We start from the raw sequence: 26,980 nt of genomic DNA, 5'->3' as shown, positions 1-26,980 counted from the left end.
ACCATGAAAAAAATAGCATTAGCGGTATTAAGCCTTGGCCTACTTGTAAGTGGGTGTAGTGCAGGTGCCGACAAAGATGAAAAAGTGGCTGAGAAATCGGGGAAAGCAAAAGAACAATCAGTTGTTCCAAAATACGCTATGTCGGATGAATATTATAAGACGACTATTCCATTTGATGGTGGAAAGGCACGTGGTTTAGTCGTGCAAGGAGTAAATAATCGTCTTGATATAGATGAATTTGAAACAGGATTAATGCGTATTGCGAAGGAATCATTTAGTACGAAAGATTATTTCTTTAAAGGCGGAGATACTCTAGAGGCTCAATATGTACAAATGCTTGTCAAAAGAAAGCGTACAAATGCTGAACAGAAAGAACTAGAAGACACATTAAAAAAAGATGCAGTTAAATTTCCAAACATAGGATTAAATCCAGCTTTAGGCGAAGGATCTGAAATACTAGAAGAAAAAAACAAAAAAAATCCAATATATATTTCCAATATTTTAGAGCATGATTATTATGTGAAAAACGGCGACAAAGATGAGCGTAGCGGCATTGTAGTTGGATTAGCAATGAATTCAGTTCATTATTATAATGAAGAACATGGTTACCCGCGTGAAGCTACAATCTCGAATGAAAAAATGTTAGCTGAAGGGAAAAAAATGGCGCAAGAAGTCTTGAAGTTTATGCATCAAAAAGATCCTGCAACAAAAAACCTTCCGATAACATTTGCAATTTATCGTCAGGCTCCGAAGGCTTCACTTGTGCCAGGTAACTTTGTTTCTTATGCGAATGTTGAAAAAGGTAGTGAAACGGTTGAAGATTGGAAACAAATTAATGAAAAATATTATTTGTTCCCATCAGAGCAAGCGAAAACAGATAATAAACGTGAAGACCTTGCAAGAGTATCCAACTTTAAGGCAAAACTAAGCGATTATTTCCAAGGCGACTATACAGCTGTTATTGGTACTGGTATGTATAGAGATGATGAATTAAGAGAAATGAAGCTTGATATTCCTGTCCAGTTTAATGGAAAAGCTGAAATAGTTGGTTTTACACAATATGTGGCAGGGCTTGTTATGGAATACTTCCCGAATTATATGAAAGTACAAGTAACGATTAAATCTGTAGAACGCCCAGAAGCTATTATTATACGTGAAGCAAAACAAGATGAACCACTTGTGAAGATTTTAGATTAAATATGAAGGCTGTTCCTCTATGGAACAGCTTTTTTTCTTGTGTAATTTTGTTATAATTTAAAATGTTGTAAAAAATAGGGGTAAGGGGTAAAGCTCATGGAAGAATTAAGTTTTCAAGTCATTATTTTATTAATTGCATTCGGTTTTTTAGCAGCTTTTATTGATTCCGTTGTTGGAGGAGGAGGGTTAATTTCGCTTCCTGCACTTATGTTTGTTGGCTTATCGCCAGCTTCGGCAATTGCAACGAATAAATTAGCGGCAACAATGGGGACGTTTACGAGTGCGATGTATTTCATTCGATCAGGAAAAGTTGATTTTAAAATTGTAGGAAAGTTAATCCCGTTAACTATTGTTGGAGCTGTTGCAGGTGCTTTAGTAGTAAAATTTATTCCATCGGATATTTTACGCCCATTAGTACTTGTAATGTTGGTATTTATTGCTATTTATATTATTTCAAAAAGAATTGGGGAAGTGTGTCTACCTATAAGAAGATGACGCAAAGAAAAACATTAATATTTTTCTTTGCTATTTTAATGATAGGATTTTATGATGGATTTTTTGGACCAGGGACAGGGTCGTTTTTAATTTTTGCATTTTTATTAATTGGCTTGGATTTTATTCAAGCGGCAGCATCTGGAAAACTTTTGAACTTTGTTAGTAATATTGTATCTTTAATTACTTTTTTATTTTTAGATATAATTCATTTTGAATACGGTATTATCATGGGATTATCAATGATCTTAGGTGCTTATTTTGGATCGAAGTTTGCGGTTCAAAAAGGTGTTGGATATGTAAGGACTTTATTTTTATTGGTTACTATATTATTGATCGGGAAAAATGTTTTGGAATATACTCATATTTTGTAGATTCATACGCATGTATGAATCTCTTTTTTTTATTATATTTTAAAAATTTATTAATTTTTAAAATATAAGTCTAGGAATATTTGAATAAATCTAAATTATCGTGTAGAATAATGTTGTAAAATGTAAACGTTTTTCTAAGGGGAGGCTAAAAAAAATGGTAGTAGCATACAAACATGAGCCATTTACAGATTTTTCAGTGGAGGCTAACAAATTAGCGTTTGAAGAAGGTTTAAAGAAAGTAGAATCTTATCTTGGACAAGACTATCCATTAATTATTGGGGGAGAAAAAATCACTACAGAAGACAAAATTGTTTCTGTAAACCCTGCAAATAAAGAGGAACTTGTTGGTCGTGTTTCAAAAGCAAGCCGTGAGTTAGCTGAAAAAGCAATGCAAGTAGCGGATGAAACATTCCAAACTTGGAGAAAATCAAAGCCAGAAATGCGTGCAGACATTTTATTCCGTGCTGCAGCAATCGTTCGTCGCAGAAAACATGAATTCTCTGCTATTCTTGTAAAAGAAGCAGGTAAGCCATGGAATGAGGCAGATGCTGATACAGCAGAAGCAATCGACTTTATGGAATATTATGGTCGTCAAATGTTAAAATTAAAAGACGGTATTCCAGTAGAAAGCCGTCCAATTGAATATAATCGTTTCTCTTACATTCCATTAGGAGTAGGTGTTATCATTTCTCCTTGGAACTTCCCATTCGCAATTATGGCAGGTATGACAACAGCTGCTTTAGTTTCTGGTAACACAGTATTACTAAAACCAGCTAGTACAACTCCTGTAGTAGCAGCGAAATTTATGGAAGTATTAGAAGAAGCTGGCTTACCAGCTGGCGTAGTAAACTTCGTTCCAGGTAACGGTTCTGAAGTTGGTGACTACTTAGTAGATCATCCTCGTACACGTTTCGTAAGCTTCACGGGATCTCGTGATGTAGGTATCCGCATCTATGAGCGTGCAGCGAAAGTAAACCCAGGACAAATTTGGTTAAAACGCGTTATCGCTGAAATGGGCGGTAAAGATACAATCGTTGTTGATAAAGAAGCAGATCTTGAATTAGCAGCTAAGTCTATCGTTGCATCAGCATTCGGATTCTCAGGACAAAAATGTTCTGCATGTTCTCGTGCAGTAATCCATGAAGATGTATATGATCATGTATTAAATCGTGCTGTTGAATTAACAAAAGAATTAACAGTTGCTAACCCAGCAGTATTAGGTACAAACATGGGTCCTGTTAATGACCAAGCTGCATTCGATAAAGTAATGAGCTATGTTGCAATTGGTAAAGAAGAAGGTAGAATCTTAGCAGGTGGCGAAGGAGACGATTCTAAAGGCTGGTTCATCCAACCAACAATCGTTGCTGACGTTGCAGAAGATGCTCGCTTAATGAAAGAAGAAATCTTCGGACCAGTAGTAGCATTCTGTAAAGCGAAAGACTTCGATCATGCACTTGCAATTGCAAATAATACGGAATACGGTTTAACAGGTGCTGTTATTACTAACAACCGTGACCATATTGAAAAAGCACGCGAAGACTTCCACGTTGGTAACTTATACTTCAACCGTGGATGTACTGGTGCAATCGTAGGTTACCAACCATTCGGTGGCTTTAACATGTCTGGTACAGACTCTAAAGCTGGTGGACCTGATTACTTAGCACTTCACATGCAAGCAAAAACTACTTCTGAAACTTTATAAGAAATAGTAGAGGAGCTCTTCACAGAATGTGAAGAGCTCCTTTTAAAATTAAAATCCTATATATTACCATCGTTCGAAGGGAATGAGCTAAAACCTATTAATAGCGGGATAAACATGTGAACAGAAATAAAATGATGAGAAAAGTTGACTTATTAGTCATATTTTTTAGTATTCATTTTGAGAATTTCCTGTATAATACAATTTGAAAGAAAATCTATGGTTCGACAAGGAACACTCCTTTCGGTTTTGCTCACTGAAAGGAGTGTTTTTTTATGTAGCTAAAAATTCTTTTGTGCTTATTACATTTGCATATACACCATTTAAACTGGCTAAAATTGTATTATGAATATAAACAGCTGGTATAGTAGCGTTCTTAAAAGAAAGGTCTTTTGTAGCACAAGCATCATGTATAACGGTACATTGAAAGCCAAAATCGAATGCAGCCCTTACTGTAGCATCAATACACATATGAGTCATCATCCCGCATACGACGACATGTTCAATGTCTAAACGCTGTAATTGCTCTAGAAGATTAGTTTCTCGGAAGCTATTTGGATAATGTTTGACTATAACTGTTTCTTCTCTAAGTGGACGTACGCTTTCGTGAATATGTACACCTTCTGTATTAGGTAGGAAAAAAGTAGCGTCATCTTTTATAGCTACGTGTTGGATATGAAAAATAGGTTCGCTGTTTGTTCTAAAGTATTGTAATAACTGATTAGCATATTCGCTTGCTTCTACTGGATTACGCAATTCCATCTTTCCATTTGGAAAATAATCGTTTTGAATATCGACGAGTAAAAGAGCTGTTTTCATATATTTATCTGCCTCCGAGTTTCATATTCAAATAAATTTATTCAATTCGTGGAGAGGATTCTCCTGTTTAAAAATATGAGGAAGAAGAATTTTAAATAACCTTGAAAGTTACTATTTTCTCATGAATTTTCATCTGAAAATTTTAATAAAGGAATAATTAATATTTTTCTAAAAAATGTATTGACTCTTATTATTCTGAGTTCTATAATGAGAATTAATTAAACGACAATTAAATCGATACATTCTTATCCAGAGAGGTGGAGGGACTGGCCCTACGATACCTCAGCAACGGGTTTTTTTAATACCGTGCTAACTCCAGCAAGCCATATAAAGGCTTGGAAGATGAGAAGATGTGAACGAGTACATATAAGTGCTCTCCTTCTTATCTTTATGGTTGATAAGAAGGAGAGCACTTTTTATTTTACCTCGAAAGCTCTACTTCAAGTTTTTACAGCATATAGGAGGGGAAAAAATGATTTCTTTTAACAATGTAAGTAAAGTGTATGAATCAGCTGGGCAATCTGTTCATGCGGTGGAGGATGTAACATTATCAGTTGAGAAAGGCGAAATTTTTGGCATTATTGGTTTTAGTGGCGCTGGAAAGAGTACGTTATTACGCTTAGTAAATATGTTAGAGAGACCGACGGCAGGAACGATTTCAATAGATGATAAAGATATTACATCATTATCGACGAAAGAATTACGTAAACTGAGACAAAGAATTGGAATGATTTTTCAAAGTTTTAATTTATTTAATTCAAGAACAGTATTTGGAAATATTGCTTATCCATTAAAGTTAGCGAAAGTGCCAAAGAATGAGATAAAAGAAAGAGTAAATGAACTGCTGAAGTTTGTAGGGTTAGAAGATAAAGCAAACTATTACCCAGAGCAGCTATCAGGTGGACAAAAGCAGCGTGTGGGCATTGCTAGAGCACTTGCGACATCGCCAGATATTCTTATATGTGATGAGGCAACATCAGCCTTAGATCCAGAAACGACGACAGAAATTCTAAACTTATTAATGAAAGTAAATCGAGAATACAATTTAACAATTCTTCTTATTACACATGAAATGCATGTTGTGAAAGAAATTTGTCACCGTGTAGCTGTAATGGAGAAGGGAAAAGTTATTGAAGAAGGAAAACTGTTCGATGTTTTCACACAACCAAAAACAAAGACGACTCAAAACTTTGTACGTTCTGTTATTAATGATCATTTACCAGAAAGTGTTCTAGCGAAAATTCAAAATGGTGGTCAAATTTATCGTCTAACATTTACTGGTGAGGAGACAGGACAGCCGGTACTATCATATATCGCAAAAAACTATAACGTCGATGTAAATGTACTGTACGGAAATATTATTGAACTTCAAAATGTGCTATTTGGAAATCTTCTTGTAGAGTTGCAAGGGGAGCAGAGGGAAATTCAAAAAGCATTACAACATCTAAGACTGCAAGTGCAGCTGAAGGAGGTAGAAGTTCATGCGAGTTGATTGGAGTATATTTTGGCCGCGCATACTAGATGCGACGGGGGATACCCTCTTAATGGTAATTGTAACCCTTATATTTGCTACAATTCTTGGTATACCGCTAGGTTTACTTTTATATGTAACGAGAAAAGGAAACTTTTTAGAAAATAAATGGGTCTTTTCTATTCTTAACATCATAATTAATACAATTCGCCCGGTACCATTCATTATCTTTTTAGTAGCGTTAAGTCCACTAACAAGAAGTGTTATCGGAACGACGATTGGAACAGCAGCGGCAATTTTCCCGATGACGTTAGTCGCATCAATTGGTATTGCTAGAATGGTTGAAACAAACCTTGTTTCCGTTCCGAAAGGAGTAATTGAGGCAGCACAAGCAATGGGCGCCTCGCCAATTAGAATCGTTTTTGAAATCCTTGTACCAGAAGCGTTAGCGCCATTAATCTTAGGTGTCACATTTATGACAGTTGGTTTAATTGAATTTTCTGCAGTTGCTGGGCTTGTCGGTGGTGGCGGTCTTGGTGATTTAGCAATGACATATGGTTATCAACGTTTTGATACATCAGTTATGTTCGTAACGGTCGTTTTACTTATTATTCTCGTACAGATAGCTCAAAATTTAGGGAATTACTTTGCGAAAGTCTTGTTACGCAGATCATAAAAAGGAAGAGAGGAAAAGAAAATGAAGAAAATTTTAGCATTTGCATTATCAGCGATTGTAGGGATTTCGGCGTTAAGTGGCTGCTCGGATGCAGGAGCAAAAGAGAAAACAGTTCGCATTGGTGTAACTGGAACGGATGGAAACGCTTGGGAAATTTTGAAGAAAAAAGCTGAAAAAGAAGGGATTAAGATTAAACTGGTGGAGTTCTCTGATTACACAACGCCAAATAAAGCGTTAGCTGATGGAGATATTGAATTAAACTCATTCCAGCATATTGCTTTCTTAGAGCAATTTAAAAAAGAGCATAAGTTAGATATTACAGCTGTTGGTACAACGCAAATTGCGCCAATGGGTTTATACTCTGAAAAATATAAGAAAGCAAATGAAATCCCAGATGGTTCAGAAATTGCAATTCCAAACGATCCAACGAACCAAGCACGTGCATTAAAACTTCTTGATGCAGCTGGATTATTAAAGCTGAAAAAGGATTTTGGTCTATTTGGAGATCCAAGTGGTATTGCTGAAAATCCGAAGAAATTAAAAATTACACCGGTTATCGCACAGCAAACACCTCGTGTGTTAAAAGATGTAGCGGCATCAGTTATTAATAACGGTGTTGCTGGTCAAGCTGGATTAGATCCAGCGAAGGATCCTATTTTCTTAGAAGATCCAAAGAATGAAAATGCGAAGCCTTATATTAATATTTTCGCAGCTCGTACGAAAGATAAAGATGATCCAACACTGAAAAAAGTAATTGAATTATACCATTCAAAAGAAGTAACAGATGCAATTAAGAAAGAAACAAATGATGGTTCAATTTCAGTAGATCTTTCACTTGAGGAGCTTGAAAAAATCGTAAAATAATCATTGGGTTTAATGGACTAACAGAAGGAACCCCTCCGCTGTTAGTTCGTTCAACATATAAACTTAACAAACAAACCCTAATTCTGTACCTTCCAATTTTGTATAACGTAGAATCCAATGTTTGTTAAGTAGAGTAATGGACCAGGAGTTTTCCTGGTCTTTTTTTATGAATGAAAATAGCTAGCGAACAGTAAGGTGATCCAAATTATAATGGGATAAGAAAATAAGCTGAAAAGGATTGTAATTACGAATTGCTTTTGATGAATTAAGTGTTTTTTTGATAAAAAAAAGAAAATAGAAAAGAGAGTAATGAAAAATGCTGATATGACGCCGGGGTTATAGAAGCGATAAATGAAAAACAAAATAATATGTTGAACAGAGTTAAAGAAGATAGCCCCTTGTATAAAAATAATCCAGTATATAGAAGACAAGAAGTTAAGTTGATATAGAAAGACGATAAGTAATACAAAGATTGTTAATACGGAAATGGCAATGAAAAATTGTTGGCTAGTTATAAGACGGATTGAAAATTGATTAGCAAGATATTGTGGCATTTGGAAAGCTTCTTCAAGGTTATGAATGAAAAATAATAAGGGAATGATCCAGAGTATAGTAGTGGAATGCTTTTTCATCAACTTACATCACTCCAATAAAGTATAGAAAGCCTAAAAAAGGCCCTCTATACAGAGATAGTTATTCAATTATGATATTTTTTAAATTAACTTCATGATGATCTCGTTCTTTCGGATAAGCAGCTAGCTCCTCTTGCAAAATATTTAATATTTGCTTAGCTGATTGCTGGATTGGATTAGGTAGCTCTTCTAATATATGCATCCCGACTTTTACTTTTGTACGAATTACCCTTCGTAGTAGTTCCTCATGCATGCACTACACCTCCAAACCGAATGTTTAGTATATCTTCTTCAAATTTTGCCCCTTGAATAGAAAGGTGTGTTAATGTTTTTGGTAACGTGATGTTCCGTTTAACAGAACCCGCTCGAATAATAAGTTCATCACCTTTTTGATTTAAGGAAAGTTCACTTTTGTTTGAGAAGGGAATGGACAGAACGAAAATATATTCATCGCCATCCTTTTTTACATATTGAGTGCGCCCGTTAAATTTCACTTCTGTAGGGGAATGATCAGTTTTAAATAAAGAATCTCCTACACGTTCTAACATAGACAAACCAACAACTTCTTGTTCAAACATTGGAGCTTCGTAAATAGGAAGGGGTTGAAAACTATCTTGAATTAATGTTTTATATTTCTTCTGTGTATCTTTCCATGCCTGAAAATAAGGATCGGTGACAGTGTTAGGGATGACGCGATTAATCATAATGGCATCTACGTTATAATCGTATAAATTTAAATAAGTAAAGCTACGCTGAGCTTCTTTAATGACCATTTTTTCAGGATTTACAACGATGCGGATACTTGTTACTTCTCGGTTTGATAAAATATCTCTCATTTCTCCGAGCTGTTCAAGTGTATTTGTTAATTCGTCCATAATATCATCGGTTGGAAGAGGGACACCAAGGAGTGGTTGAGCTACAGGACGAACGACTTTTAAAACTTTTCTTTTAATAGGAAACAATTTTTCCATCCACCAGCCGAGCATGTCTGGAAAGCTTAGCATTGCTAATGTTTCTCCTGTTGGAGCACAATCAATAATGATAACATCATATGTGTTTTGTTTATAATAATCGAGTACGCGAAGTAAGCTAATTAAATCTTCCATACCAGGAAACATCGTTAATTCTTCTGTTGTAATATCATCGGCTGCTTTGGAAGTGAAGAGTAGTGTAATATATTTCTGTAATTTTCCCCATCCTTTTTCCATCTCATAAATCGTATTAATTTCTTGTGCCCACAAATTTTCACGAATTTCTAATGGCTCAGAAGATAGCTTTATACCAAATGAATCTCCTAAACTATGAGCGGGATCTGTACTCATGACTAAAGTTTTTAATCCTTGTTTTGCGCTTTGAATTGCTGTTGCTGCTGAAATGCTAGTTTTTCCTACGCCGCCTTTACCTGTATACAAAATAATTCTCATCATTCATATCTCCTTTGTTTCGAATATCGAATATTACGAGTGTCGAAGTAAATGATTGAATAAAAACCCAGATAGGGTTTTATTCAATCGGAATGTTTTTCATTTTAGGTGTAGAAACTTTTTCTTCTGTTTTTTGCTGTGACGTAGCAATGTGATTCATAATCTTTTGGAAGATTTGTAGTAAGAATGCTTTTTCTTCTTCTGACAATGCTTCTGTCACTAAGCTAAAGTAGTGGGCTGCATTTTGTTTTACTTCTTGAACGAGCATTACGCCGTTTTCTGTTAACCGAATTAATACAATACGTCGGTCGTTTTCATCACGGTAGCGCTCAATATATCCCTTTTTTACAAGGCGATTTACAACGCCCGTCGTTGTACTCATCGGTATATCAAGAAGGTCAGCAATTTTCGTCATTGTAATATCTGTATTTCGTTCCATCCAAAGTAAACAAAATACTTCTGTTTTAGAAAGTGTTAAATCTAGGCTTACCCATTCTTCAGGATAGAAAAGTTTCTTGGCGTTATCTAGCAGTAAGTCTAAAAAATGTTCATATTGCAACAATTAATTCCACTCCCGTATATTTCGAGGTTCGTAATATTTATTTTTATTTTATGTAGAATAGAAAAAATTGTCAATTGTTTTAATTATTTTTTCAGATTAGACAGAAAACTTTCTTTAAAATAGTATTCTTTTATGATAGATTTATAAATATAAAACTAGAATTTACATAAAAATCCATCATGGTAAATATACTTATCTATAATGGGTATACAGCTAACGAGGGGGAGAACGATGAGAAGACGTAATACGCAAGCGTTCACATTTTTAGCATGGACTTCATTTGTTTGTGCGCTTTCAGGTATGCTAATTGGGATTTATACGTTAGATGAAACGCTTAGTGTAAAAGGATACTATTTAATTGGAACATTATTTTTAACGATGTCTTGTTTTGTATTACAAAAAACAATTCGTGATAATGAAGAAGATAACGAGAGATTTCCAAAAAATAAACCGTTAGATAAAGAGTAAATTGTAAAGAAAGGCATTTGCCTTTCTTTTTTTATGTAAAAATGGCGTAAGTACTCTGTGTTGACTTGCTTGAAGTACTGAAAATTTGGTATCATCAATAGTATTGTAGATTGAACGATATATTATGGAGGTGGCCTAGCCGTGTCAAGAATTTCCGTTGAGAATGTAAAGCACGTAGCACATTTAGCACGTCTTGCAATTACTGATCAAGAAGCAGAAAAATTTCAAAAACAACTAGATGCAATTGTTACATTTGCAGAACAGTTAAATGAATTAGATACAACAGATGTAAAACCAACAACTCATGTATTAACTATGAAAAATGTTATGCGTGAAGATGTACCAGAAAAAGGTTTACCAGTTGAAGAAGTATTAAAAAATGCACCGGATCACAAAGATAATCAAATCCGTGTTCCAGCAGTATTAGAATAGAGGAGGGGAATTTCGATGTCATTATTTGATCATTCAGTATCAGAGTTACATAAGAAGTTAAACAACAAAGAAATTTCCGTTACGGATTTAGTGGAAGAATCTTACAAACGTATTGCGGATGTTGAAGATAACGTAAAAGCTTTTCTTACATTAGATGAAGAAAATGCACGCGCAAAAGCGAAAGAATTAGATGCAAAAATCGGCGCTGAAGATAATGGTTTATTATTCGGTATGCCAATTGGTGTAAAAGATAACATTGTAACTAACGGTCTTCGTACAACTTGTGCAAGCAAAATATTAGCAAACTTCGATCCAATTTATGATGCGACAGTTGTGCAAAAGCTAAAAGCTGCTGACACAATTACAATCGGTAAATTAAACATGGACGAGTTCGCAATGGGTTCTTCAAATGAAAACTCAGGATTCTACGCTACGAAAAACCCATGGAACTTAGATTACGTTCCAGGCGGATCTAGTGGTGGTTCTGCAGCAGCTGTAGCAGCAGGAGAAGTACTATTCTCTCTAGGTTCTGATACGGGTGGTTCTATCCGTCAGCCAGCTGCATATTGCGGTGTGGTAGGTTTAAAACCAACTTACGGACGCGTATCTCGTTACGGATTAGTAGCATTCGCATCTTCACTTGACCAAATCGGACCGATTACACGTACAGTAGAAGACAATGCATACTTATTACAAGCTATTTCAGGTATTGACCGCATGGATGCAACTTCTGCAAATGTTGAAGTTGGAAACTATTTAGCTGGTTTAACAGGCGATGTTAAAGGTTTACGCATTGCTGTACCGAAAGAATACTTAGGCGAAGGTGTTGGCGAAGAAGCTCGTGAGTCAGTACTAGCTGCTTTAAAAGTATTAGAAGGTATGGGCGCAACTTGGGAGGAAGTATCTCTTCCACACTCTAAATACGCTCTAGCAACGTATTACTTACTATCTTCTTCTGAAGCATCTGCTAACCTTTCACGCTTTGATGGCGTGCGTTATGGTGTTCGTTCTGATAATGTAAATAACTTATTAGATCTTTACAAAAACACACGTAGTGAAGGTTTCGGTGATGAAGTTAAACGTCGTATTATGCTTGGTACATTTGCTCTTAGCTCTGGTTACTATGATGCATATTACAAAAAAGCACAACAAGTACGTACATTAATTAAGAACGACTTTGAAAATGTATTTGCTAACTATGATGTTATTATTGGACCAACAACACCAACTCCGGCATTTAAAGTGGGAGAAAAAGTTGACGATCCAATGACAATGTATGCAAATGACATTTTAACAATCCCAGTAAACTTAGCGGGTGTTCCAGCGATTTCAGTTCCATGTGGATTCGGTGCTAACAACATGCCACTTGGTCTACAAATCATTGGTAAACACTTCGATGAAGCGACAATTTACCGCGTTGCACATGCGTTTGAGCAAGCAACAGACTATCATACAAAAAAAGCAAGTCTGTAAGGAGGCGAGCATAGATGAATTTAGAAACAATTATTGGTTTAGAGGTTCACGTTGAGTTAAAAACAAATTCGAAAATTTTCTCTGCGAGTCCAACAGAATTCGGAGCGGAGCCAAATACACAAACAAGTGTAATTGACTTAGGATACCCAGGGGTACTTCCTACTTTAAATAAAGAAGCAGTTAACTTTGCGATGAAAGCTGCAATGGCATTAAACTGTGAAATCGCAACGGAAACGAAGTTTGACCGTAAAAACTATTTCTATCCAGATAACCCGAAAGCTTACCAAATCTCTCAATTTGATAAGCCAATTGGTGAAAATGGTTGGATTGAAATCGAAGTAGACGGTAAAAAGAAACGTATCGGTATTACACGTCTTCATTTAGAAGAAGATGCTGGTAAATCAACGCATACAGCTGATGGTTCATTAGTAGACTACAACCGTCAAGGTATGCCTTTAATCGAGATCGTATCTGAGCCAGATATGCGTACGCCAGAAGAAGCATATGCATACTTAGAGAAGTTAAAATCAATCATTCAATACACTGGTGTATCTGATTGTAAGATGGAAGAAGGTTCCTTACGTTGTGATGCGAACATTTCTCTTCGTCCAGTTGGACAAGAGAAGTTCGGTACAAAAGCGGAACTGAAAAACTTAAACTCATTCACTTACGTACAAAAAGGTCTTGAGCACGAGCAAGTGCGCCAAGAAAAAGAACTGTTATCTGGTGGTATCATCCAACAAGAAACACGTCGTTATGATGAAGCAACGAAGAAAACAATCTTAATGCGTGTGAAAGAAGGATCTGACGATTACCGTTACTTCCCGGAGCCAGACTTAGTTGAACTTTACATTGATGATGAGTGGAAAGAAGCAGTTCGAGCTTCTATTCCAGAACTTCCAGATGCACGTAAAGCTCGCTACGTTGCAGAACTAGGCTTACCAGCTTATGATGCACACGTGTTAACATTAACGAAAGAGATGTCTGATTTCTTTGAAGCAACTGTTGCAGACGGTGCTGATGCGAAATTAACATCGAACTGGTTAATGGGTGAAGTACTTGCATACTTAAACAAACAACAAAAAGAATTAAAAGACGTTGCATTAACGCCTGCTGGTTTATCTAAAATGGTTCAATTAATTGAAAAAGGTACAATTTCTTCTAAAATCGCGAAGAAAGTATTTAATGAATTAATTGAAAAAGGTGGAGACCCAGAAGAAATCGTTAAAGCGAAAGGTCTTGTTCAAATTTCTGACGAGGGTACACTTCGTAAAGTTGTAACAGAAATTCTTGATAATAATGAGCAATCTATCGAAGACTTTAAAAACGGTAAAGACCGTGCAATTGGCTTCTTAGTTGGTCAAATTATGAAAGCTACAAAAGGACAAGCAAATCCACCGCTTGTTAACAAAATCTTACTTGAAGAGATTAATAAGCGATAATAGTAGTAACTTTTAAAGATTAAGCAGAAAAACACCCGTACATGGGTGTTTTTCTAGGTTAATCAAACGTTTGTTTAAATGAGACAAAATCGTTTAAACAAACGTTTGATTAACTGTCAAAAGTGGAAAAATGTTTGTATAGCAACTATGGTATGATAGTTGCAAAAAGGTGGGAATAATGATAAATCTAAACATAGAGGTTTTTTTCATCTCATGAAATAATAGATAGTTATTATTCGTTATATGTAAATTTTTATGGAAGAATGGATAGAAATAAAGTGAAACTTTAATCAGTGGGAGGTTCATCCAACACTGATTATTAGCCCTCACCAATCGGGCATTTACTGCCCGCAAATAGCGGGATAAATTTTGGGGTCAAATAAAAAACCATTGAAATGAATATTTACTTTTGATGGACTACACGAATCGGGTTCTTACTGCCTGTTTGAGCGGGATAAAAGAAGGATAGCAAGATGAGAGGAGGTAGGCATGGGAATACTGAATAGAAGTTCAGTATGTTCTTTTTCGATACATAAAGAAATTTCCTGTGCTAATAAATGATGAAGCGAGCAAGAATTATTTATAATCCTACTTCTGGGCGTGAGCTATTTAAGAAGAGCTTACCAGAAGTATTACAAAAATTAGAACAAGCTGGCTATGAGACATCTTGTCATGCGACAACGGGTCCTGGAGACGCTACTGTGGCGGCGAGGCAAGCTGCGGATCGTAAGTTTGATGTTGTTATTGCGGCTGGTGGCGACGGTACGTTAAATGAAGTAGTAAACGGTTTAGTTGGGCATGAATTCCGTCCGAAATTTGGAATTATTCCAGTTGGAACGACAAATGACTTTGCACGTGCAATTGGTGTACCTCGTTCTATTGAAGAGGCAGCAGATATTATTTGCGAAGGAAAAACAGTGCCATTAGACCTTGGTAGAGCGAACGATACATATTTTATTAACATCGCTGGTGGCGGTCGTATTACAGAATTAACATACGAAGTACCGAGTAAGCTAAAGACAGTATTAGGGCAGCTTGCTTATTACCTAAAAGGTATCGAGATGTTACCATCATTGCATCCGACATATGTTGAAATTGAGTATGATGGAAAGTTACTACAAGAAGAAATTACGATGTTTTTAATTACGAATACTCGTTCAGTAGGTGGATTTGAAAAGGTAGCACCGTATGCATCTATTAACGATGGGTTATTTGACCTATTAGTACTGAAAAAAGGTTCTATCGCTGATTTAATTAAAGCAGCAACACAAGCACAACGTGGTGAACATATTAATAATCCAAAAGTGTTATATACACAAGCGAACCGAATTAAAGTACATTCACCAGATAAACTAATGATTAATTTAGATGGTGAGTATGGTGGAGATGCACCGATGGAATTCGAAAATATATATCATTGTTTAGAACTATTTGTTCCTGAACATCAAGAGGATGCCCTGTAAAGGCATCCTTTTTTACTTTGTTAAAATGAATTGTAAATTGGGAGTTAGTTTGATTTTTATGGTATTTTTACAATTCTTTTATTTTACATCCATATTTTATTGATACACTGGAGGAGATAAGAAACGAGAGGTAGGATGCTATGGAGAAGGTAAAAGCAATACTATTTGATAAAGATGGGACATTAATGGATTTTCATTCAATATGGATAAAAGTAGCTGAAGAACTTGTAGCTGAATGTATAAGTTTATATCATTTACCAAGTACAATGCGGCAGACCTTATTAGAAGAGATTGGTGTAGAGGGAGCATTTGTTAATCCAAGGAGTGCAATAGCTGCTGGAACAAGCCTTGATGTAGCGAAGGGGCTTTGTAATTATATTGAGTCTGCTAGAGAAGAAGAGATGCATCAGTGGGTAAGTGAGAAGTTATTTTCCCTTATGTATGAGCATCGTTCGCATATGAAAATGACAGCAGACTTACCGAAAGTGTTACAGGCATTAAAAGATAAAGGATTTATATTAGGGGTTGTCACGGCGGATGATTTCGCACCAACAGAATTATTTTTAAGACAATATAAGTTGGAGAACTTTTTTGATTATATTATAGCCTCGGATACATTCCCTGCGCAAAAACCAGATAAAAAGATTATAGAAGTGTTTTGTGAGAAATTTAATTTAGAATCATGTGAGGTTGCGGTTGTTGGAGATACGCCAACTGATTTACATTTAGCTAAAAATGGCGATTGCTATGCAATTGGGGTGCTATCTGGTACAGGAGACCGTCCAACATTAGAACCACTTGCTGATTTAGTGTTAGATTCTGTTGGAGAGTTTATTTCTCAATCGGGTGAGTTTTTCTGGGAGAAAGAAAAGTCTAATGTGTAAGGAAAATAAGTCTATAAAGACTCTTAATGAGTCTTTATAGACTTATTTTTTATGCCTGGATACAAAGAATATAGGATAAATGCTAGAAAAGAAAGTTGGCATATATTTTGCAATAAAAAGAGAAAACAATGTAAAGAAAAGGATGGGGTACGCAATGAACACAAAAAAATTTGCTAAAGTAAATGAACAAATTCCAGGACCGAAAGCGGCATCTTTATTAGAACGCCGTCAAAATATAGTACCAAAAGGAGTAAGTAACGGCATCCCAACGTTTGTACAATCTGCCAATGGTGCTCTTGTAACAGATGTTGATGGCAATCAGTACATTGATTTTGCAGGAGCAATCGGGACAATTAACGTAGGGCATTGTCATCCAACGGTTAAAGAAGCGCTCCATAAACAAGTCGATCAATACATTCATACTGGATTTAACGTCATGATGTATGAGCCATATATTGAATTAGCAGAAAAGCTTGCGGCATTGGCACCAGGAAGTTTCGATAAGCAAGTCCTGTTTTTAAATAGTGGTGCAGAAGCAGTTGAGAACGCGGTGAAAATCGCTCGTAAATATACGAAGAGACCTGGTATTATCGCATTTTCTAAAGGTTTCCACGGGCGTACATTAATGACAATGACGATGACAAGTAAAGTGAAGCCATATAAATTTGGGTTTGGTCCCTTTGCTCCAGAAGTATATAAAGCGCCATTTCCATACGAATACCGTCGCCCAGAGGGATTAACGGAAGAGCAGTATGATGATTTTATTATTGAAGAGTTTAAGAACTTCTTCATATCGGAAGTAGCACCAGAAACAATTGCAGCTGTTGTAATGGAACCTGTTCAAGGGGAAGGTGGATTTATCGTCCCAAGTAAGAAATTTGTTCAAGAAGTACGCCGCATTTGTTCAGAGAACGGCATCTTATTTGTAGCGGATGAAATACAAACAGGCTTTAGTCGTACAGGAAAATATTTTGCAATTGATCACTATGATGTCGTTCCAGATTTAATTACAGTGTCTAAATCATTAGGTGCTGGTGTACCGATAAGTGGTGTCATTGGACGTAAAGAAATTATGAATGAGTCTGCACCAGGTGAACTTGGTGGAACGTATGCAGGAAGTCCATTAGGATGTGCGGCTGCATTAGCTGTTCTCGATGTAATAGAAAATGAGAAATTAAATGATAGAGCGATAGAATTAGGAAAAGTCGTAATGAACCGATTCGAAGAGATGAAAAATAAATATCATTGCATCGGTGATGTGCGTGGGTTAGGCGCAATGTGTGCATTTGAGGTCGTTCAAGATCGTAAGACGAAAGCACCTGACAAAACGTTAACGGCTAATCTATGTGCAGAAGCAAATAAGCGTGGGTTACTGTTATTATCAGCAGGGACATATGGAAATGTTATCCGTGTGTTAATGCCTTTAGTTATTACAGATGAGCAACTTGAAGAAGGTTTAACAATAATTGAAGAATCATTGCAAGCTTGTTATGAGCAAACAAACATCGCTCGCGTTTAAAAACTGAAGTATAAATAGCAAACATTCTAGCTGAATCTATATTAAATGCAGAAAATTCACTTTATAATAAAGGTAGTGAAGTGGATCGATGGATTTGAAGTTAGGGGTGGCTAGGATGGTTGCAGAAAAGGAACGAGTGTTAATGGATTTAAAAGATGTATTTGAATATGCGTTTGACGAAATTTTTGTTACAGATGAGCAAGGGATCGTTGTACGTGTAAATAGTACATGTGAAAGGCACTACCAACTAGCTGCAGAAGAGTTAGTTGGTAAGCATGTAAAAGAACTACAAAAGGATGGAATCTTTTATCCATCAGCGACATTAGAAGTGATTGAAAAAAAGAGGCCAATTGAACTCGTTCAAACTACAAAATCAGGAGAGTATTTACACGTTCGTACAAGGCCTGTTTTTGATGATGAGGGAAATTTAAGAAGAGTGATTAGTTATTCTCGCGACCTTACTGAACTCTATCAATTACGTCAAAAGGTAGAGGAAATGGATAATCAGCTAAAAACATATAAAAAAGAATTAAGAGAAACATATGAGCATGAAGGACTTATTTTTAAAAGTCTAGCTATGCAAAAAATAGTCGATACAATCAAAAAAGTATCTGTAGTGGATAGTACTGTTCTCGTTTTAGGCGAGACTGGAGTAGGAAAAAGTCGATTAGTACGCCATTTACATGAAGTGAGTCACCGTAAGCATGAAAGTTTCTATGAAATTAATTGTGCGGCATTACCAACTAATTTAATTGAATCGGAGCTTTTTGGATATTCAGGTGGATCTTTTACAGGTGCGAATCGTGAAGGGAAAAAGGGACTATTAGAATCCGCGCATAAAGGAACTCTTTTTTTAGATGAAATCGGTGAAATGCCGCTTGAAATTCAAGCGAAGCTTTTGCAAGTATTACAAGAAAAAACATTTCGTCCTATAGGCGGAAGAGAATTAAAAAAAGTAGATGTTCGAATTGTGGCGGCAACAAATAGAGATTTAAGCGAGATGGTGAAACAAGGAACATTTCGGAAAGATTTATACTATCGTTTGAATGTCATTCCAATTGCAATTCCCCCGCTTAGGGAAAGAACAGAAGATATTTTGCCGCTTATTTATCATTACTTGCAGCACTTTAATAAAAAGTACGGACGTGATGTGAAACTAGCGCCGAGTACGTTACAAATGTTTGTTGGATATCCGTGGGAAGGGAACAATAGAGAAATAGAGAATGTAATTGAGAGAATTGTTATTACTGTTGATGATGTTGTAACGGTAGAGGATTTGCCACTCTCTATGCAAGAGGCTGCAGTTGAACAATCGGGGCAAAGCCTTTATAAAATGCTGGAAGAGGTAGAGAGAAATATAATTCTTAAAGCGTATAAAACGTATGGATCAAGTTATAAAGTGGCTGAGTTTTTGCAAATTAGTCAATCTGCTGCTACTAGAAAAATTAAGAAGTTCATAGAGGAGGAAGAAAACATTGGATAAAAAGGCGACTTTCGTAAGTATAGATAAAAAGGCGATGTATATAAATGGTGAGTGGATTACACTACAAGAACAAATTGAAGTAAATAATCCTGCGACGAAGGAAATATTTGCAACTGTACCAAAAGGCGGAGTAACAGAGGCAAAGCAAGCTGTTGATGCTGCACATGAAGCTTTTAAAACGTGGTCTAAGTTAACGGCAGCAGATCGTGCAACGAAGTTAAAAAAGTGGTTCATGCTTATTGATGAAAATAAAGAAGAGATCGCAGCGATTATGACGAAGGAACAAGGGAAGCCGTTTGCAGAAGCGCTTGGTGAAGTAAATTATGCAAACAGTTTTGTTGAATGGTATGCAGAAGAGGGGAAACGCGTATATGGTGAAATGATTCCTGCTGCTCATCCGAATAAGCGTATTTTAGTTATGAAGCAACCAGTTGGCGTTATGGCCGCTATTACACCTTGGAACTTCCCAGCTGCTATGATTACGAGAAAGGTAGCCCCAGCGCTTGCAGCAGGCTGTACAGCCGTTGTGAAACCGGCAAGTCAAACGCCATTAACTGCATTGAAATTAGCTGAATTAGCCCATGAAGCAGATATTCCAAAGGGCGTAATCAATATCGTAACAGGTAGTGCAAAAGCAATTGCTGATACATGGATGGAAGATGGTCGCGTTCGAAAAGTGTCCTTTACAGGTTCAACGGAAATCGGGAAAGAGTTAATGGCTAGTGCGGCGCAAACGATGAAAAAAGTTTCGCTTGAGTTAGGGGGACACGCTCCGTTTATCGTAATGAATGATGCAGATTTAGATAAAGCAGTAGAAGCGGTGATTGGTTCGAAATTCCGTAATGCAGGACAAACGTGTATATGTACAAACCGAGTATTCGTTCAAGAAGAAGTATACGAAGTATTTGTAGAGAAGTTCCAAAAGGCAGTAGGGCAGTTGAAAGTAGGAGACGGTTTCGGTGACGGAACGACTGTCGGGCCACTTATTGATGAGAATGCAGTTTCAAAAGTACAAGAACATATTGAAGATGCTATTCAAAAAGGTGGAACAGTTTTATATGGTGGTCAAAAGGTCGCAGAGTTAGAGGGACATTTCATTCAACCGACTGTAATTGGGTTGGCAAATGATACGATGCTTTGTATGAATGAAGAAACATTTGGGCCAGTGGCACCAGTTGCGAAATTTAAAACAGTTGATGAAGTAATCGAACGTGCAAACAATACACCATACGGTTTAGCTGCGTATATTTTCACGAAAGACATTAGCCAAGCATTCCAAATTAGTGAAGCGTTAGAGTACGGTATTATCGGTCTAAACGATGGTCTTCCATCAGTTGCACAAGCACCATTTGGTGGATTTAAAGAAAGTGGTATCGGTCGTGAAGGAGGCCATTTCGGCATCGAGGAATATTTAGAAATTAAATATATTTCATTGGGATTATAAGTAGTATACTAGAATCTCTATAAGGTAACGGAGAAGGAGATTCTAGTATGGTATATTGGCTATTATTACTTGTTACAATTATTTTTGAAGTAGCTGGAACAATTGCGATGAAACTATCAAATGGTTTAACAAAGCTCGTTCCAAGTGTATTGATTTTCGTGTTTTATGGGATTTGTTTCAGCGTGTTTGCCATCGTTGTGAAAAAGATTCATTTAAGTATTGCTTATGCTATTTGGTCTGGCGTTGGAACATTACTTATTACAATCATTAGTGTGTACTTTTTTAAAGAGCATATTAGTTTATTTCAAGCATTTTGTATTCTTTTTATTGTTTTGGGTGTCATTGGGCTTAAGGTTTCATCGGCATCATGAAAGCTATCTTTTGTAGAAGATAGCTTTTTTCTATTTGTGCAGTTAACAATTAATACGACAAAATATGACAAGAAAGAGTAAAGCGTTTTGTTATGATACATATGAAATATTGTCTTATGTGGAGGAAAAAGTATGTTAAAAAAGGTAAGTCAAATTGTTTTAATTTTTGGCATAGCTTTTAGTTTAAGTGCTTGCACTGAGACTAAAGATAGTAATGAAAGTAAACAAGAAGATGTTCAAGATAAAGTGTATAAAATAGGGGAGACAGTAGACGTAGATGGTTTGCAAGTAACTATCGATTCAGTTAAATTAGGATATCCGGATTATGATGAGAATAAAAAGAAAGAGGAGATTTTGGGGATTATTTTCAAAGTAGAAAATAATAGTAAAAAGGAAATACCTTTTGCATTTTATGAATTTGAGATTACCGATAAGAAAGGTACAAGATTTAAAGAATATAATAACCCTGATAGCTTTATTAGTAAAAAGTTAGCACCAGATGAAAAAATTCAAGATATCATGCTATTTGATGTAGCGAAAGAAAATACGTATATCGCTAAGTATAGACCGGAGTTTACGCATGAAAATAGAACGATAAAATTTGAATTGAGACCAAATAAATAAAGAAACACATTGGATTATCCAATGTGTTTCTTTATGGTAATAAATTTAAAACGCCCAGTTACCTTTACGGAAGATAGGCTCATGTCTGCCATCAGCAGTAATACCGTCAATATCAAGCTCAGCTGATCCAATCATGAAGTCGTTGTGTGTGATACTAGCGTTTGCGCCGTTTTCAGCAAGTTCTTCTTTAGACATTGTTTTTCCGCCAACTAAGTTAAATGCATAAGCATTTCCGATTGCAAGGTGGCAAGATGCATTTTCGTCAAATAGTGTATTGTAGAATAAAACATTTGTGTTTGAAATTGGTGAGTCATGAGGTACTAAAGCTACTTCTCCTAAGAAGTGAGAACCTTCATCTGTTTCTACTAAATGTTTTAAAGCTTCTTCACCAGCTTCAGCTTTATAGTCTACGATACGCCCGTTTTCAAATGTTAACGTGAAATTATCGATAATATTACCTGCAAATACTAACGGTTTTGTACTAGAAACTTGGCCGTTTACACCTGTTTTAAGTGGCATTGTAAATACTTCTTCAGTTGGAATATTAGCCATAAATGGTACGTTCTTTTCATTTAAGCTACCAGCACCAGCCCATACATGTTTTTCTGGAAGTTCGATTGTTAAATCTGTTCCAGGACCTGTATAGTGAAGAGCTTTATAATGCTTTTCGTTTAAGTAATCCACTTTTGTATGTAATGTTTCATCATGTTCTTTCCATGCTTCTACAGGATTTTCTAAATCAGCACGAGTAGCTTTGAAAATAGCATCCCATAACTTTGCTTCTTGTTCTTCTGGCGCTACGTCAGGGAATACTTTCGCAGCCCATTCTTTCGTAGGAACAGAAATGACACACCAACTTACTTTATCTGCTTGTACGTAATCACGGTATACTTTCATTGCTTCTCCAGCTACTTTATGAGCTGTTGCAATACGCGATGCTTCTACACCTTTTAATAAATCAGGGTTTTCTGCATAGATAGACATAAATGCAGCGCCTTCTTTTGCTAATTCTTCACGAGCATGTGCTTTCCAAGATGGAAATTCAGCGAAAGCTTCTTCAGGAGCTAGATCGAACTTTAAGCGTGTTAACGTCTCATCATTCCAATCTACATATACGTGTTTTGCACCAGATTTATATGCTTTTTCTGTAACGAGGCGTACAAATTGTACAGCTTCAAGAGGTGCACTAATTGATAAAGTTTGTCCAGGTTGAATATTAACACCAACATTAACTGCAAGAGCAGCATATTTCTCTAACGTTTGTTCAAATGACATATGTATAATCTCCTTTAATTTGAAAGATTTCTTACTATATATAATACAAGAAAATTCTAAAAATATATATAAATATAAAGTAAAAAGAGAGCTCAAAATGTATTGAGCCCTTATATTTACTTAATTGAAGAAGCAAACTGCTCTACAGTCGTTGTATGGTGTATACGAACGCGCTTCATCTTTAACAATTCATCAGGTTCACCCTTCGTAATGAATTGCCCAGGCTTTGTCGTCGTCGCAAATTGATAATACTTCTTCGTTTCTGTAACAACCTTATCATCTACATGACCGAATGGATAAGCAATCGCGATAACAGGCTTACCTGTTATTTTTTCTAGTTTTTCTTTTGAACCTTTTAACTCTTCCTCATAGTTTGTAATTTTCGGTAAGTCTGCATGTGTTGCAGTATGAGATTGCACCGAGAAAATGCCGGAATCAACCATTTCTTTTATTTCAGAAGTAGACAATGCTCCTTCTACATCAACGTTATCAACAATCATATATTCTGTTGCTGCCGGTTTAAAAGTATCATCTTTTAGCTTTTGTAAAACGCGAAATGCATTCATATTATTTTTCATACCGTCATCAAATGTAACGAAAATCGGCTTATTTACTTTATTTATATCACCCCAGCGTTCAAACGTTAAAAGCGTATAACCATTGTCTTTTAAATGTTTCATTTGTGCTTCAAAGTTAGCTGGTGATACGAATAAGTCTTTAATACCTTGACCATGATAATCATCGATTGCGTGATACATAAGAACAGGAACCTTTTGTTCGAAAGTAATAGTAGATTTCGTAAGCGGGATTGTTTTCCCATCTTCTTTCATTCCTGTTGCTTCAATTTGGAACTCACCGCGTTTTCCTTCAAATTCTTTTATGTCAAAAGGAGTTGTAAATTGTTTCTCCTTTTCTTTAGAAGAAAAAGATTTAACACGTTCCTTTCCATCAGCTGTGCGCCAAATTTTATATTGTACTTCATTTAAAGAATCTTTTAAGTCTGTAATATGAATACTTGTGTTTGTAGATTCGTGTGTGATGGGAGTATAAGAAATTTTACCTTGTTCTTGTAGAGCCTCTTTTTGTATAGCTACTTCTTGAACCTTTTTCTCTTTTTTAGGTTCTTGGCTTACATTGCTAGTATTGCAGCCTGCTAGAATGGCAGACGTACATAAAGCAATTGCTGCGTATTTTCTCATAAAAATCACCTTCTATTGTGTAGTATGTTGCATATTGACATTAAAATCCCCACCGCTATAAGAGTGGTGGGGATTTACCCTTGTTCATCATATCATTTGAAGAAAATGAGGGGAATATGATTTTTAGGAGGCTATTAAGGTAATAGATTAGTGACTTTGAATAGATGTATTTTTTTGTTTCTTATTAAAATTAATAATAATATAACCGACTACAAAGATAAGAGGAATAATGAAGACATAGATAGGCATTCCCCATACATAATAGCTTTTCAGCGTTAAGACTAGTAAATGTAAGAAATCGAAAATTGCGTGGGCTTTCATAATATCCTCCAATGGTTTTTTGAAAATTATAACATTTTTAACTTGTTATTTGTATAATTTGGAAAGTGATTTAAGCTAATTTTAAAGTAAGAAGAATACATATTAATATGCAATTTTGCATAAGGATATGTATTTTATTAAAATATAAAGATTTTATACTATAATGAAAACCGCTATAAAACTAAGTAAGAATAATGTATGGAGTGGAGAATAGAAATGAAATATAAAAAAATAATATATATCTTTTTATATCGCTATTTATAGTTGGTTGTCAAAGTGAAGTGAGTAAAGCGAATAGCGTGGAAGAGTATATTCCATCGCATCTTATGAATGCGGAAGTGACGGCGGATATTATGACACTAGAGATGGAACCAGATACTCTTAAAAAGGTAGGGAGTATTGGTCAAAGAATGAGAGAGCATCTAGCGAGTAATATGGAATGGTATTTAAAATATGTAGAAGAACATGCAGAGAAAAAAAGTTTTCCATATCACCCTAATTTCGGTGTTACAAAAGAAGAGTATGAGTTTGTACTAAATGCAATTGATCAAAGTAAATTGGTTAATACAAAAGATGGAAAGCTGAAATTTAAGAAAAAAAATGATCATGAAGTAGAGATTTTTTCAAGTGAAAGTATAAAGCTCCTTAAATATGTAGTTATTAATACGAAGAAGAATACAGTAAAAACATCTCTAGGCGAATGTGAATATTTTGGAGAAATACTGGCGTCACCAGAACAGAAGTTAACTGGTCCTTGGCACGGAAAACAATGGATGTTAAAAAAAGATGATTTAATATATATATTTTCTTTAGGGAAAATGGAAGCAGAAAATAAATCAATTATTGATATTTCGGTGAAAGGTAAATATAAGGGGGAAATTATTAATAAGGAAGAGGCATTAGAGTTTTCTTCAGTTTCTTAAATGATGATAATAAAAAAATCACCTTGCTGTCTAAGCAAAGGTGATTTTTTATTAAATAAACAATCCAGCGATTGTCGCAGATAAAATAGAAGCAAGTGTTGATGCAAATAGCATTTTCCAACCAAATTTAGAAACAACGCTTCCTTGCTTTTCAGAAAGGGCACGGATTGTACCAACGATTGCACCAATTTGGCTAATACTTGCGAAGCTAATTAAGAATACTGTAACGATTCCAACTGTACGTGGAGCTAATGTTGTAGCTGTGTCTTTTAAATCAAGGATTGCTACAAACTCATTTAAAACAATCTTCGTACCCATAATACCACCAGCTGGGATAATATCTTGAGTTGGAATACCCATTAAGAATGCGAATGGAGAAAGTACGTAACCGAAGATTTGTTGTAAAGTAACAGCATGTCCCATTGCGCCTGAAGCTGCACTAATTACGTAGTTTACAACTTCCATCACACCGATAAAGGCGATCATTAATGCGGCAACGATACCAGCTACTTTTAAACCATCAAGCGCACCGTTAATCATTGCGCCGATAAAGCTGTCCCCGAATAGAGTTCTATCAAATTTCTGAATCACTTCATCTTCTTTCTTCGTATCAACTGGTGTTAATAACGAACAAACGATTAAGCTTGAGAATAAGTTTAGCGGAAGAGCTGCCAGTACGTATTTTGCATCTAACATCATTACGTATGATGCTGTAACAGAAGCAGAAACGGAGCTCATCGCAGAACAACAAATGATAAACATACGGTTTTTATTGAAATGCTGTAAATCGTTTTTAATAACGATTAACGCTTCACTTGAACCGAAGAATACAGAGTTTACTGCGTGGAATGACTCAACACGTGGTAAACCAGTAATTTTTGAAATAGCACCGCCGACAACGCGAACGATGAATGGTAAAACACCTAAATAACTAAAGATTGAAAGTAGTGCTGAGAAAAATACGATAATTAATAATACGTTTAAGAAAAAGACAAAATCTCTGTGAATTCCATTAAAGAGAAAATCGACACCTGTCGTACCAAGTTTAATTAGTTTGTTGAAAACTTTACTAATGAAAATAATGATTTGTTGACCAATCTTTGTAGCAAACATAAACCAACCGATTAAAATTTGGAAACCAATCATAATTGCAATTGCACGGAAGTTGATTTTACTTTTGTTGTTTGACAAAGCAAAACATAAACCTAACACGGCAATAATACCGATAATGCTCATTACATATTGCATGTAGTTGCCCCTTTCAGAAGTTCGTATAAAGTTTGTACATAAAACGCTCGTTATATTACTAAAAATAAAGGAATGAGGTTTTATGTCATACGTAAGATGTCTGACCTTTTAGAAAAATAAAAATAAAAAAAGACCCATATGGATTCACTTTCATCTATGAGAGAAAGCTAATCAATATGAGTCCTTTTTTGCGCATAGGCT

At 35.7% G+C, this 26,980-nt stretch carries 24 protein-coding genes, 3 pseudogenes and 1 riboswitch; of the genes and pseudogenes, 18 read left to right on the top strand and 9 right to left on the bottom strand.

Features of this window, described 5'->3' with window-relative positions; genetic code table 11:
- Positions 1 to 3 precede the first annotated feature (3 nt).
- From MKY38_RS20535 to pruA, 3 genes and pseudogenes are all read left to right on the top strand, one after another.
- The gene (locus MKY38_RS20535) at positions 4 to 1,197 is read left to right on the top strand and encodes a CamS family sex pheromone protein (protein ID WP_065224759.1); all 1,194 of its coding nucleotides are present in this window, start codon (positions 4 to 6) and stop codon (positions 1,195 to 1,197) included.
- Between the two features lie 96 nt (positions 1,198 to 1,293).
- A pseudogene (locus tag MKY38_RS20530) lies at positions 1,294 to 2,063 on the top strand (TSUP family transporter).
- 154 nt (positions 2,064 to 2,217) lie between these two features.
- A complete protein-coding gene (gene pruA, locus MKY38_RS20525; protein WP_000259555.1) occupies positions 2,218 to 3,765 on the top strand; it encodes an L-glutamate gamma-semialdehyde dehydrogenase in 1,548 nt (515 codons plus the stop codon).
- Between the two features lie 250 nt (positions 3,766 to 4,015).
- On the opposite strand, the pseudogene MKY38_RS20520 reads toward pruA, so the two are convergent.
- A pseudogene (locus MKY38_RS20520) lies at positions 4,016 to 4,581 on the bottom strand (cysteine hydrolase family protein).
- 242 nt (positions 4,582 to 4,823) lie between these two features.
- A riboswitch (SAM riboswitch) is annotated at positions 4,824 to 4,930 on the top strand.
- 123 nt (positions 4,931 to 5,053) lie between these two features.
- Here MKY38_RS20520 and MKY38_RS20515 point away from each other — a divergent pair.
- From MKY38_RS20515 to MKY38_RS20505, 3 genes are read left to right on the top strand one after another with little or no spacing between them, the layout of a single operon-like run.
- Positions 5,054 to 6,073: a methionine ABC transporter ATP-binding protein gene (locus MKY38_RS20515; RefSeq protein ID WP_341049599.1), complete on the top strand. Its 1,020-nt coding sequence runs from the start codon at positions 5,054 to 5,056 to the stop codon at positions 6,071 to 6,073.
- Complete coding sequence (locus MKY38_RS20510) at positions 6,063 to 6,728, top strand: methionine ABC transporter permease (RefSeq protein ID WP_001261865.1); 666 nt, start codon at positions 6,063 to 6,065, stop codon at positions 6,726 to 6,728. Before MKY38_RS20515 ends, MKY38_RS20510 begins: the two co-directional genes overlap by 11 nt.
- Before the next feature lie 21 nt (positions 6,729 to 6,749).
- Entirely contained in the window at positions 6,750 to 7,592 is an 843-nt protein-coding gene (locus tag MKY38_RS20505) for a MetQ/NlpA family ABC transporter substrate-binding protein (protein WP_114556007.1), read from the top strand.
- A gap of 164 nt (positions 7,593 to 7,756) precedes the next feature.
- Here MKY38_RS20505 and MKY38_RS20500 read toward each other — a convergent pair whose 3' ends face one another.
- The 4 genes from MKY38_RS20500 to MKY38_RS20485 form a co-directional block, all read right to left on the bottom strand.
- Positions 7,757 to 8,224, bottom strand: a complete 468-nt coding sequence (locus MKY38_RS20500; RefSeq protein ID WP_341050339.1) for an HXXEE domain-containing protein — start codon at positions 8,222 to 8,224, stop codon at positions 7,757 to 7,759.
- Between the two features lie 61 nt (positions 8,225 to 8,285).
- The gene (locus MKY38_RS20495) at positions 8,286 to 8,477 is read right to left on the bottom strand and encodes a DUF3926 domain-containing protein (RefSeq protein ID WP_000544106.1); all 192 of its coding nucleotides are present in this window, start codon (positions 8,475 to 8,477) and stop codon (positions 8,286 to 8,288) included.
- Complete coding sequence (locus tag MKY38_RS20490; RefSeq protein ID WP_002023162.1) at positions 8,470 to 9,651, bottom strand: ArsA family ATPase; 1,182 nt, start codon at positions 9,649 to 9,651, stop codon at positions 8,470 to 8,472. Before MKY38_RS20490 ends, MKY38_RS20495 begins: the two co-directional genes overlap by 8 nt.
- Positions 9,652 to 9,727: 76 nt before the next feature.
- A complete protein-coding gene (locus MKY38_RS20485) occupies positions 9,728 to 10,210 on the bottom strand; it encodes a MarR family winged helix-turn-helix transcriptional regulator (RefSeq protein ID WP_000942482.1) in 483 nt (160 codons plus the stop codon).
- 231 nt (positions 10,211 to 10,441) lie between these two features.
- Here MKY38_RS20485 and MKY38_RS20480 point away from each other — a divergent pair, with 231 nt between their 5' ends.
- The 11 genes from MKY38_RS20480 to MKY38_RS20430 all read left to right on the top strand — a co-directional run bounded on the left by MKY38_RS20480 (position 10,442) and on the right by MKY38_RS20430 (position 21,813).
- Positions 10,442 to 10,678, top strand: coding sequence for a YiaA/YiaB family inner membrane protein (locus MKY38_RS20480; RefSeq protein WP_001254393.1), 237 nt, complete (start codon positions 10,442 to 10,444; stop codon positions 10,676 to 10,678).
- Between the two features lie 141 nt (positions 10,679 to 10,819).
- Complete coding sequence (gatC, locus tag MKY38_RS20475) at positions 10,820 to 11,110, top strand: Asp-tRNA(Asn)/Glu-tRNA(Gln) amidotransferase subunit GatC (protein WP_000086999.1); 291 nt, start codon at positions 10,820 to 10,822, stop codon at positions 11,108 to 11,110.
- Positions 11,111 to 11,125: 15 nt separating this feature from the next.
- Complete coding sequence (gene gatA, locus MKY38_RS20470) at positions 11,126 to 12,583, top strand: Asp-tRNA(Asn)/Glu-tRNA(Gln) amidotransferase subunit GatA (protein WP_000051433.1); 1,458 nt, start codon at positions 11,126 to 11,128, stop codon at positions 12,581 to 12,583.
- A gap of 14 nt (positions 12,584 to 12,597) precedes the next feature.
- A complete protein-coding gene (gatB, locus tag MKY38_RS20465) occupies positions 12,598 to 14,025 on the top strand; it encodes an Asp-tRNA(Asn)/Glu-tRNA(Gln) amidotransferase subunit GatB (protein ID WP_001047685.1) in 1,428 nt (475 codons plus the stop codon).
- Positions 14,026 to 14,582: 557 nt separating this feature from the next.
- Complete coding sequence (locus MKY38_RS20460) at positions 14,583 to 15,488, top strand: diacylglycerol kinase (protein WP_000977679.1); 906 nt, start codon at positions 14,583 to 14,585, stop codon at positions 15,486 to 15,488.
- A 140-nt stretch (positions 15,489 to 15,628) separates the two neighbouring features.
- Positions 15,629 to 16,372: an HAD family hydrolase gene (locus MKY38_RS20455; protein ID WP_065224764.1), complete on the top strand. Its 744-nt coding sequence runs from the start codon at positions 15,629 to 15,631 to the stop codon at positions 16,370 to 16,372.
- 154 nt (positions 16,373 to 16,526) lie between these two features.
- A complete protein-coding gene (gene gabT, locus MKY38_RS20450; protein WP_001093019.1) occupies positions 16,527 to 17,891 on the top strand; it encodes a 4-aminobutyrate--2-oxoglutarate transaminase in 1,365 nt (454 codons plus the stop codon).
- Between the two features lie 115 nt (positions 17,892 to 18,006).
- Positions 18,007 to 19,374, top strand: coding sequence for a sigma-54 interaction domain-containing protein (locus tag MKY38_RS20445; protein WP_000225136.1), 1,368 nt, complete (start codon positions 18,007 to 18,009; stop codon positions 19,372 to 19,374).
- Positions 19,367 to 20,818: an NADP-dependent succinate-semialdehyde dehydrogenase gene (gene gabD / locus MKY38_RS20440; RefSeq protein ID WP_000358124.1), complete on the top strand. Its 1,452-nt coding sequence runs from the start codon at positions 19,367 to 19,369 to the stop codon at positions 20,816 to 20,818. Before MKY38_RS20445 ends, gabD begins: the two co-directional genes overlap by 8 nt.
- A gap of 47 nt (positions 20,819 to 20,865) precedes the next feature.
- Entirely contained in the window at positions 20,866 to 21,189 is a 324-nt protein-coding gene (locus MKY38_RS20435) for a DMT family transporter (RefSeq protein ID WP_000263262.1), read from the top strand.
- Positions 21,190 to 21,321: 132 nt separating this feature from the next.
- Complete coding sequence (locus MKY38_RS20430) at positions 21,322 to 21,813, top strand: DUF4352 domain-containing protein (RefSeq protein WP_078438910.1); 492 nt, start codon at positions 21,322 to 21,324, stop codon at positions 21,811 to 21,813.
- Positions 21,814 to 21,858: 45 nt separating this feature from the next.
- On the opposite strand, the gene MKY38_RS20425 is transcribed toward MKY38_RS20430, so the two are convergent.
- The 3 genes from MKY38_RS20425 to MKY38_RS20415 form a co-directional block, all read right to left on the bottom strand.
- Positions 21,859 to 23,088, bottom strand: a complete 1,230-nt coding sequence (locus MKY38_RS20425; protein ID WP_000007349.1) for an aminopeptidase — start codon at positions 23,086 to 23,088, stop codon at positions 21,859 to 21,861.
- 116 nt (positions 23,089 to 23,204) lie between these two features.
- Positions 23,205 to 24,287, bottom strand: a complete 1,083-nt coding sequence (locus MKY38_RS20420) for a polysaccharide deacetylase family protein (protein ID WP_065224765.1) — start codon at positions 24,285 to 24,287, stop codon at positions 23,205 to 23,207.
- Positions 24,288 to 24,434: 147 nt separating this feature from the next.
- Positions 24,435 to 24,608, bottom strand: a complete 174-nt coding sequence (locus tag MKY38_RS20415) for a hypothetical protein (protein WP_170965404.1) — start codon at positions 24,606 to 24,608, stop codon at positions 24,435 to 24,437.
- A gap of 216 nt (positions 24,609 to 24,824) precedes the next feature.
- Here MKY38_RS20415 and MKY38_RS20410 point away from each other — a divergent pair.
- Positions 24,825 to 25,531 (top strand): annotated as a pseudogene (locus MKY38_RS20410) (hypothetical protein).
- 51 nt (positions 25,532 to 25,582) lie between these two features.
- Here the strand turns inward: MKY38_RS20410 and MKY38_RS20405 are convergent.
- A complete protein-coding gene (locus MKY38_RS20405; protein ID WP_001200484.1) occupies positions 25,583 to 26,779 on the bottom strand; it encodes a NupC/NupG family nucleoside CNT transporter in 1,197 nt (398 codons plus the stop codon).
- Between the last annotated feature and the right edge of the window lie 201 nt (positions 26,780 to 26,980).

Origin of the sequence: Bacillus sp. FSL R5-0585, assembly GCF_038004545.1 — a bacterium.
Taxonomy (GTDB): Bacteria; Bacillota; Bacilli; order Bacillales; family Bacillaceae_G; genus Bacillus_A; species Bacillus_A cereus.
This window is presented reverse-complemented; position numbering and strand designations above follow the sequence as displayed.

Bases quoted from the DNA above. Each gene is read 5' to 3' on its own strand.
- MKY38_RS20460 (WP_000977679.1), top strand. From the start codon at position 14,583: ATGATGAAGCGAGCAAGAATTATTTATAATCCTACTTCTGGGCGTGAG.
- MKY38_RS20480 (WP_001254393.1), top strand. From the start codon at position 10,442: ATGAGAAGACGTAATACGCAAGCGTTCACATTTTTAGCATGGACTTCA.
- MKY38_RS20435 (WP_000263262.1), top strand. From the start codon at position 20,866: ATGGTATATTGGCTATTATTACTTGTTACAATTATTTTTGAAGTAGCT.
- MKY38_RS20425 (WP_000007349.1), bottom strand. From the start codon at position 23,088: ATGTCATTTGAACAAACGTTAGAGAAATATGCTGCTCTTGCAGTTAAT.
- MKY38_RS20490 (WP_002023162.1), bottom strand. From the start codon at position 9,651: ATGATGAGAATTATTTTGTATACAGGTAAAGGCGGCGTAGGAAAAACT.
- MKY38_RS20535 (WP_065224759.1), top strand. From the start codon at position 4: ATGAAAAAAATAGCATTAGCGGTATTAAGCCTTGGCCTACTTGTAAGT.
- MKY38_RS20505 (WP_114556007.1), top strand. From the start codon at position 6,750: ATGAAGAAAATTTTAGCATTTGCATTATCAGCGATTGTAGGGATTTCG.
- MKY38_RS20405 (WP_001200484.1), bottom strand. From the start codon at position 26,779: ATGCAATATGTAATGAGCATTATCGGTATTATTGCCGTGTTAGGTTTA.
- gabT (WP_001093019.1), top strand. From the start codon at position 16,527: ATGAACACAAAAAAATTTGCTAAAGTAAATGAACAAATTCCAGGACCG.
- MKY38_RS20455 (WP_065224764.1), top strand. From the start codon at position 15,629: ATGGAGAAGGTAAAAGCAATACTATTTGATAAAGATGGGACATTAATG.
- MKY38_RS20510 (WP_001261865.1), top strand. From the start codon at position 6,063: ATGCGAGTTGATTGGAGTATATTTTGGCCGCGCATACTAGATGCGACG.
- MKY38_RS20430 (WP_078438910.1), top strand. From the start codon at position 21,322: ATGTTAAAAAAGGTAAGTCAAATTGTTTTAATTTTTGGCATAGCTTTT.
- pruA (WP_000259555.1), top strand. From the start codon at position 2,218: ATGGTAGTAGCATACAAACATGAGCCATTTACAGATTTTTCAGTGGAG.
- MKY38_RS20415 (WP_170965404.1), bottom strand. From the start codon at position 24,608: ATGAAAGCCCACGCAATTTTCGATTTCTTACATTTACTAGTCTTAACG.
- MKY38_RS20500 (WP_341050339.1), bottom strand. From the start codon at position 8,224: ATGAAAAAGCATTCCACTACTATACTCTGGATCATTCCCTTATTATTT.
- MKY38_RS20445 (WP_000225136.1), top strand. From the start codon at position 18,007: ATGGTTGCAGAAAAGGAACGAGTGTTAATGGATTTAAAAGATGTATTT.
- MKY38_RS20515 (WP_341049599.1), top strand. From the start codon at position 5,054: ATGATTTCTTTTAACAATGTAAGTAAAGTGTATGAATCAGCTGGGCAA.
- MKY38_RS20420 (WP_065224765.1), bottom strand. From the start codon at position 24,287: ATGAGAAAATACGCAGCAATTGCTTTATGTACGTCTGCCATTCTAGCA.
- MKY38_RS20495 (WP_000544106.1), bottom strand. From the start codon at position 8,477: ATGCATGAGGAACTACTACGAAGGGTAATTCGTACAAAAGTAAAAGTC.
- gatB (WP_001047685.1), top strand. From the start codon at position 12,598: ATGAATTTAGAAACAATTATTGGTTTAGAGGTTCACGTTGAGTTAAAA.
- gatA (WP_000051433.1), top strand. From the start codon at position 11,126: ATGTCATTATTTGATCATTCAGTATCAGAGTTACATAAGAAGTTAAAC.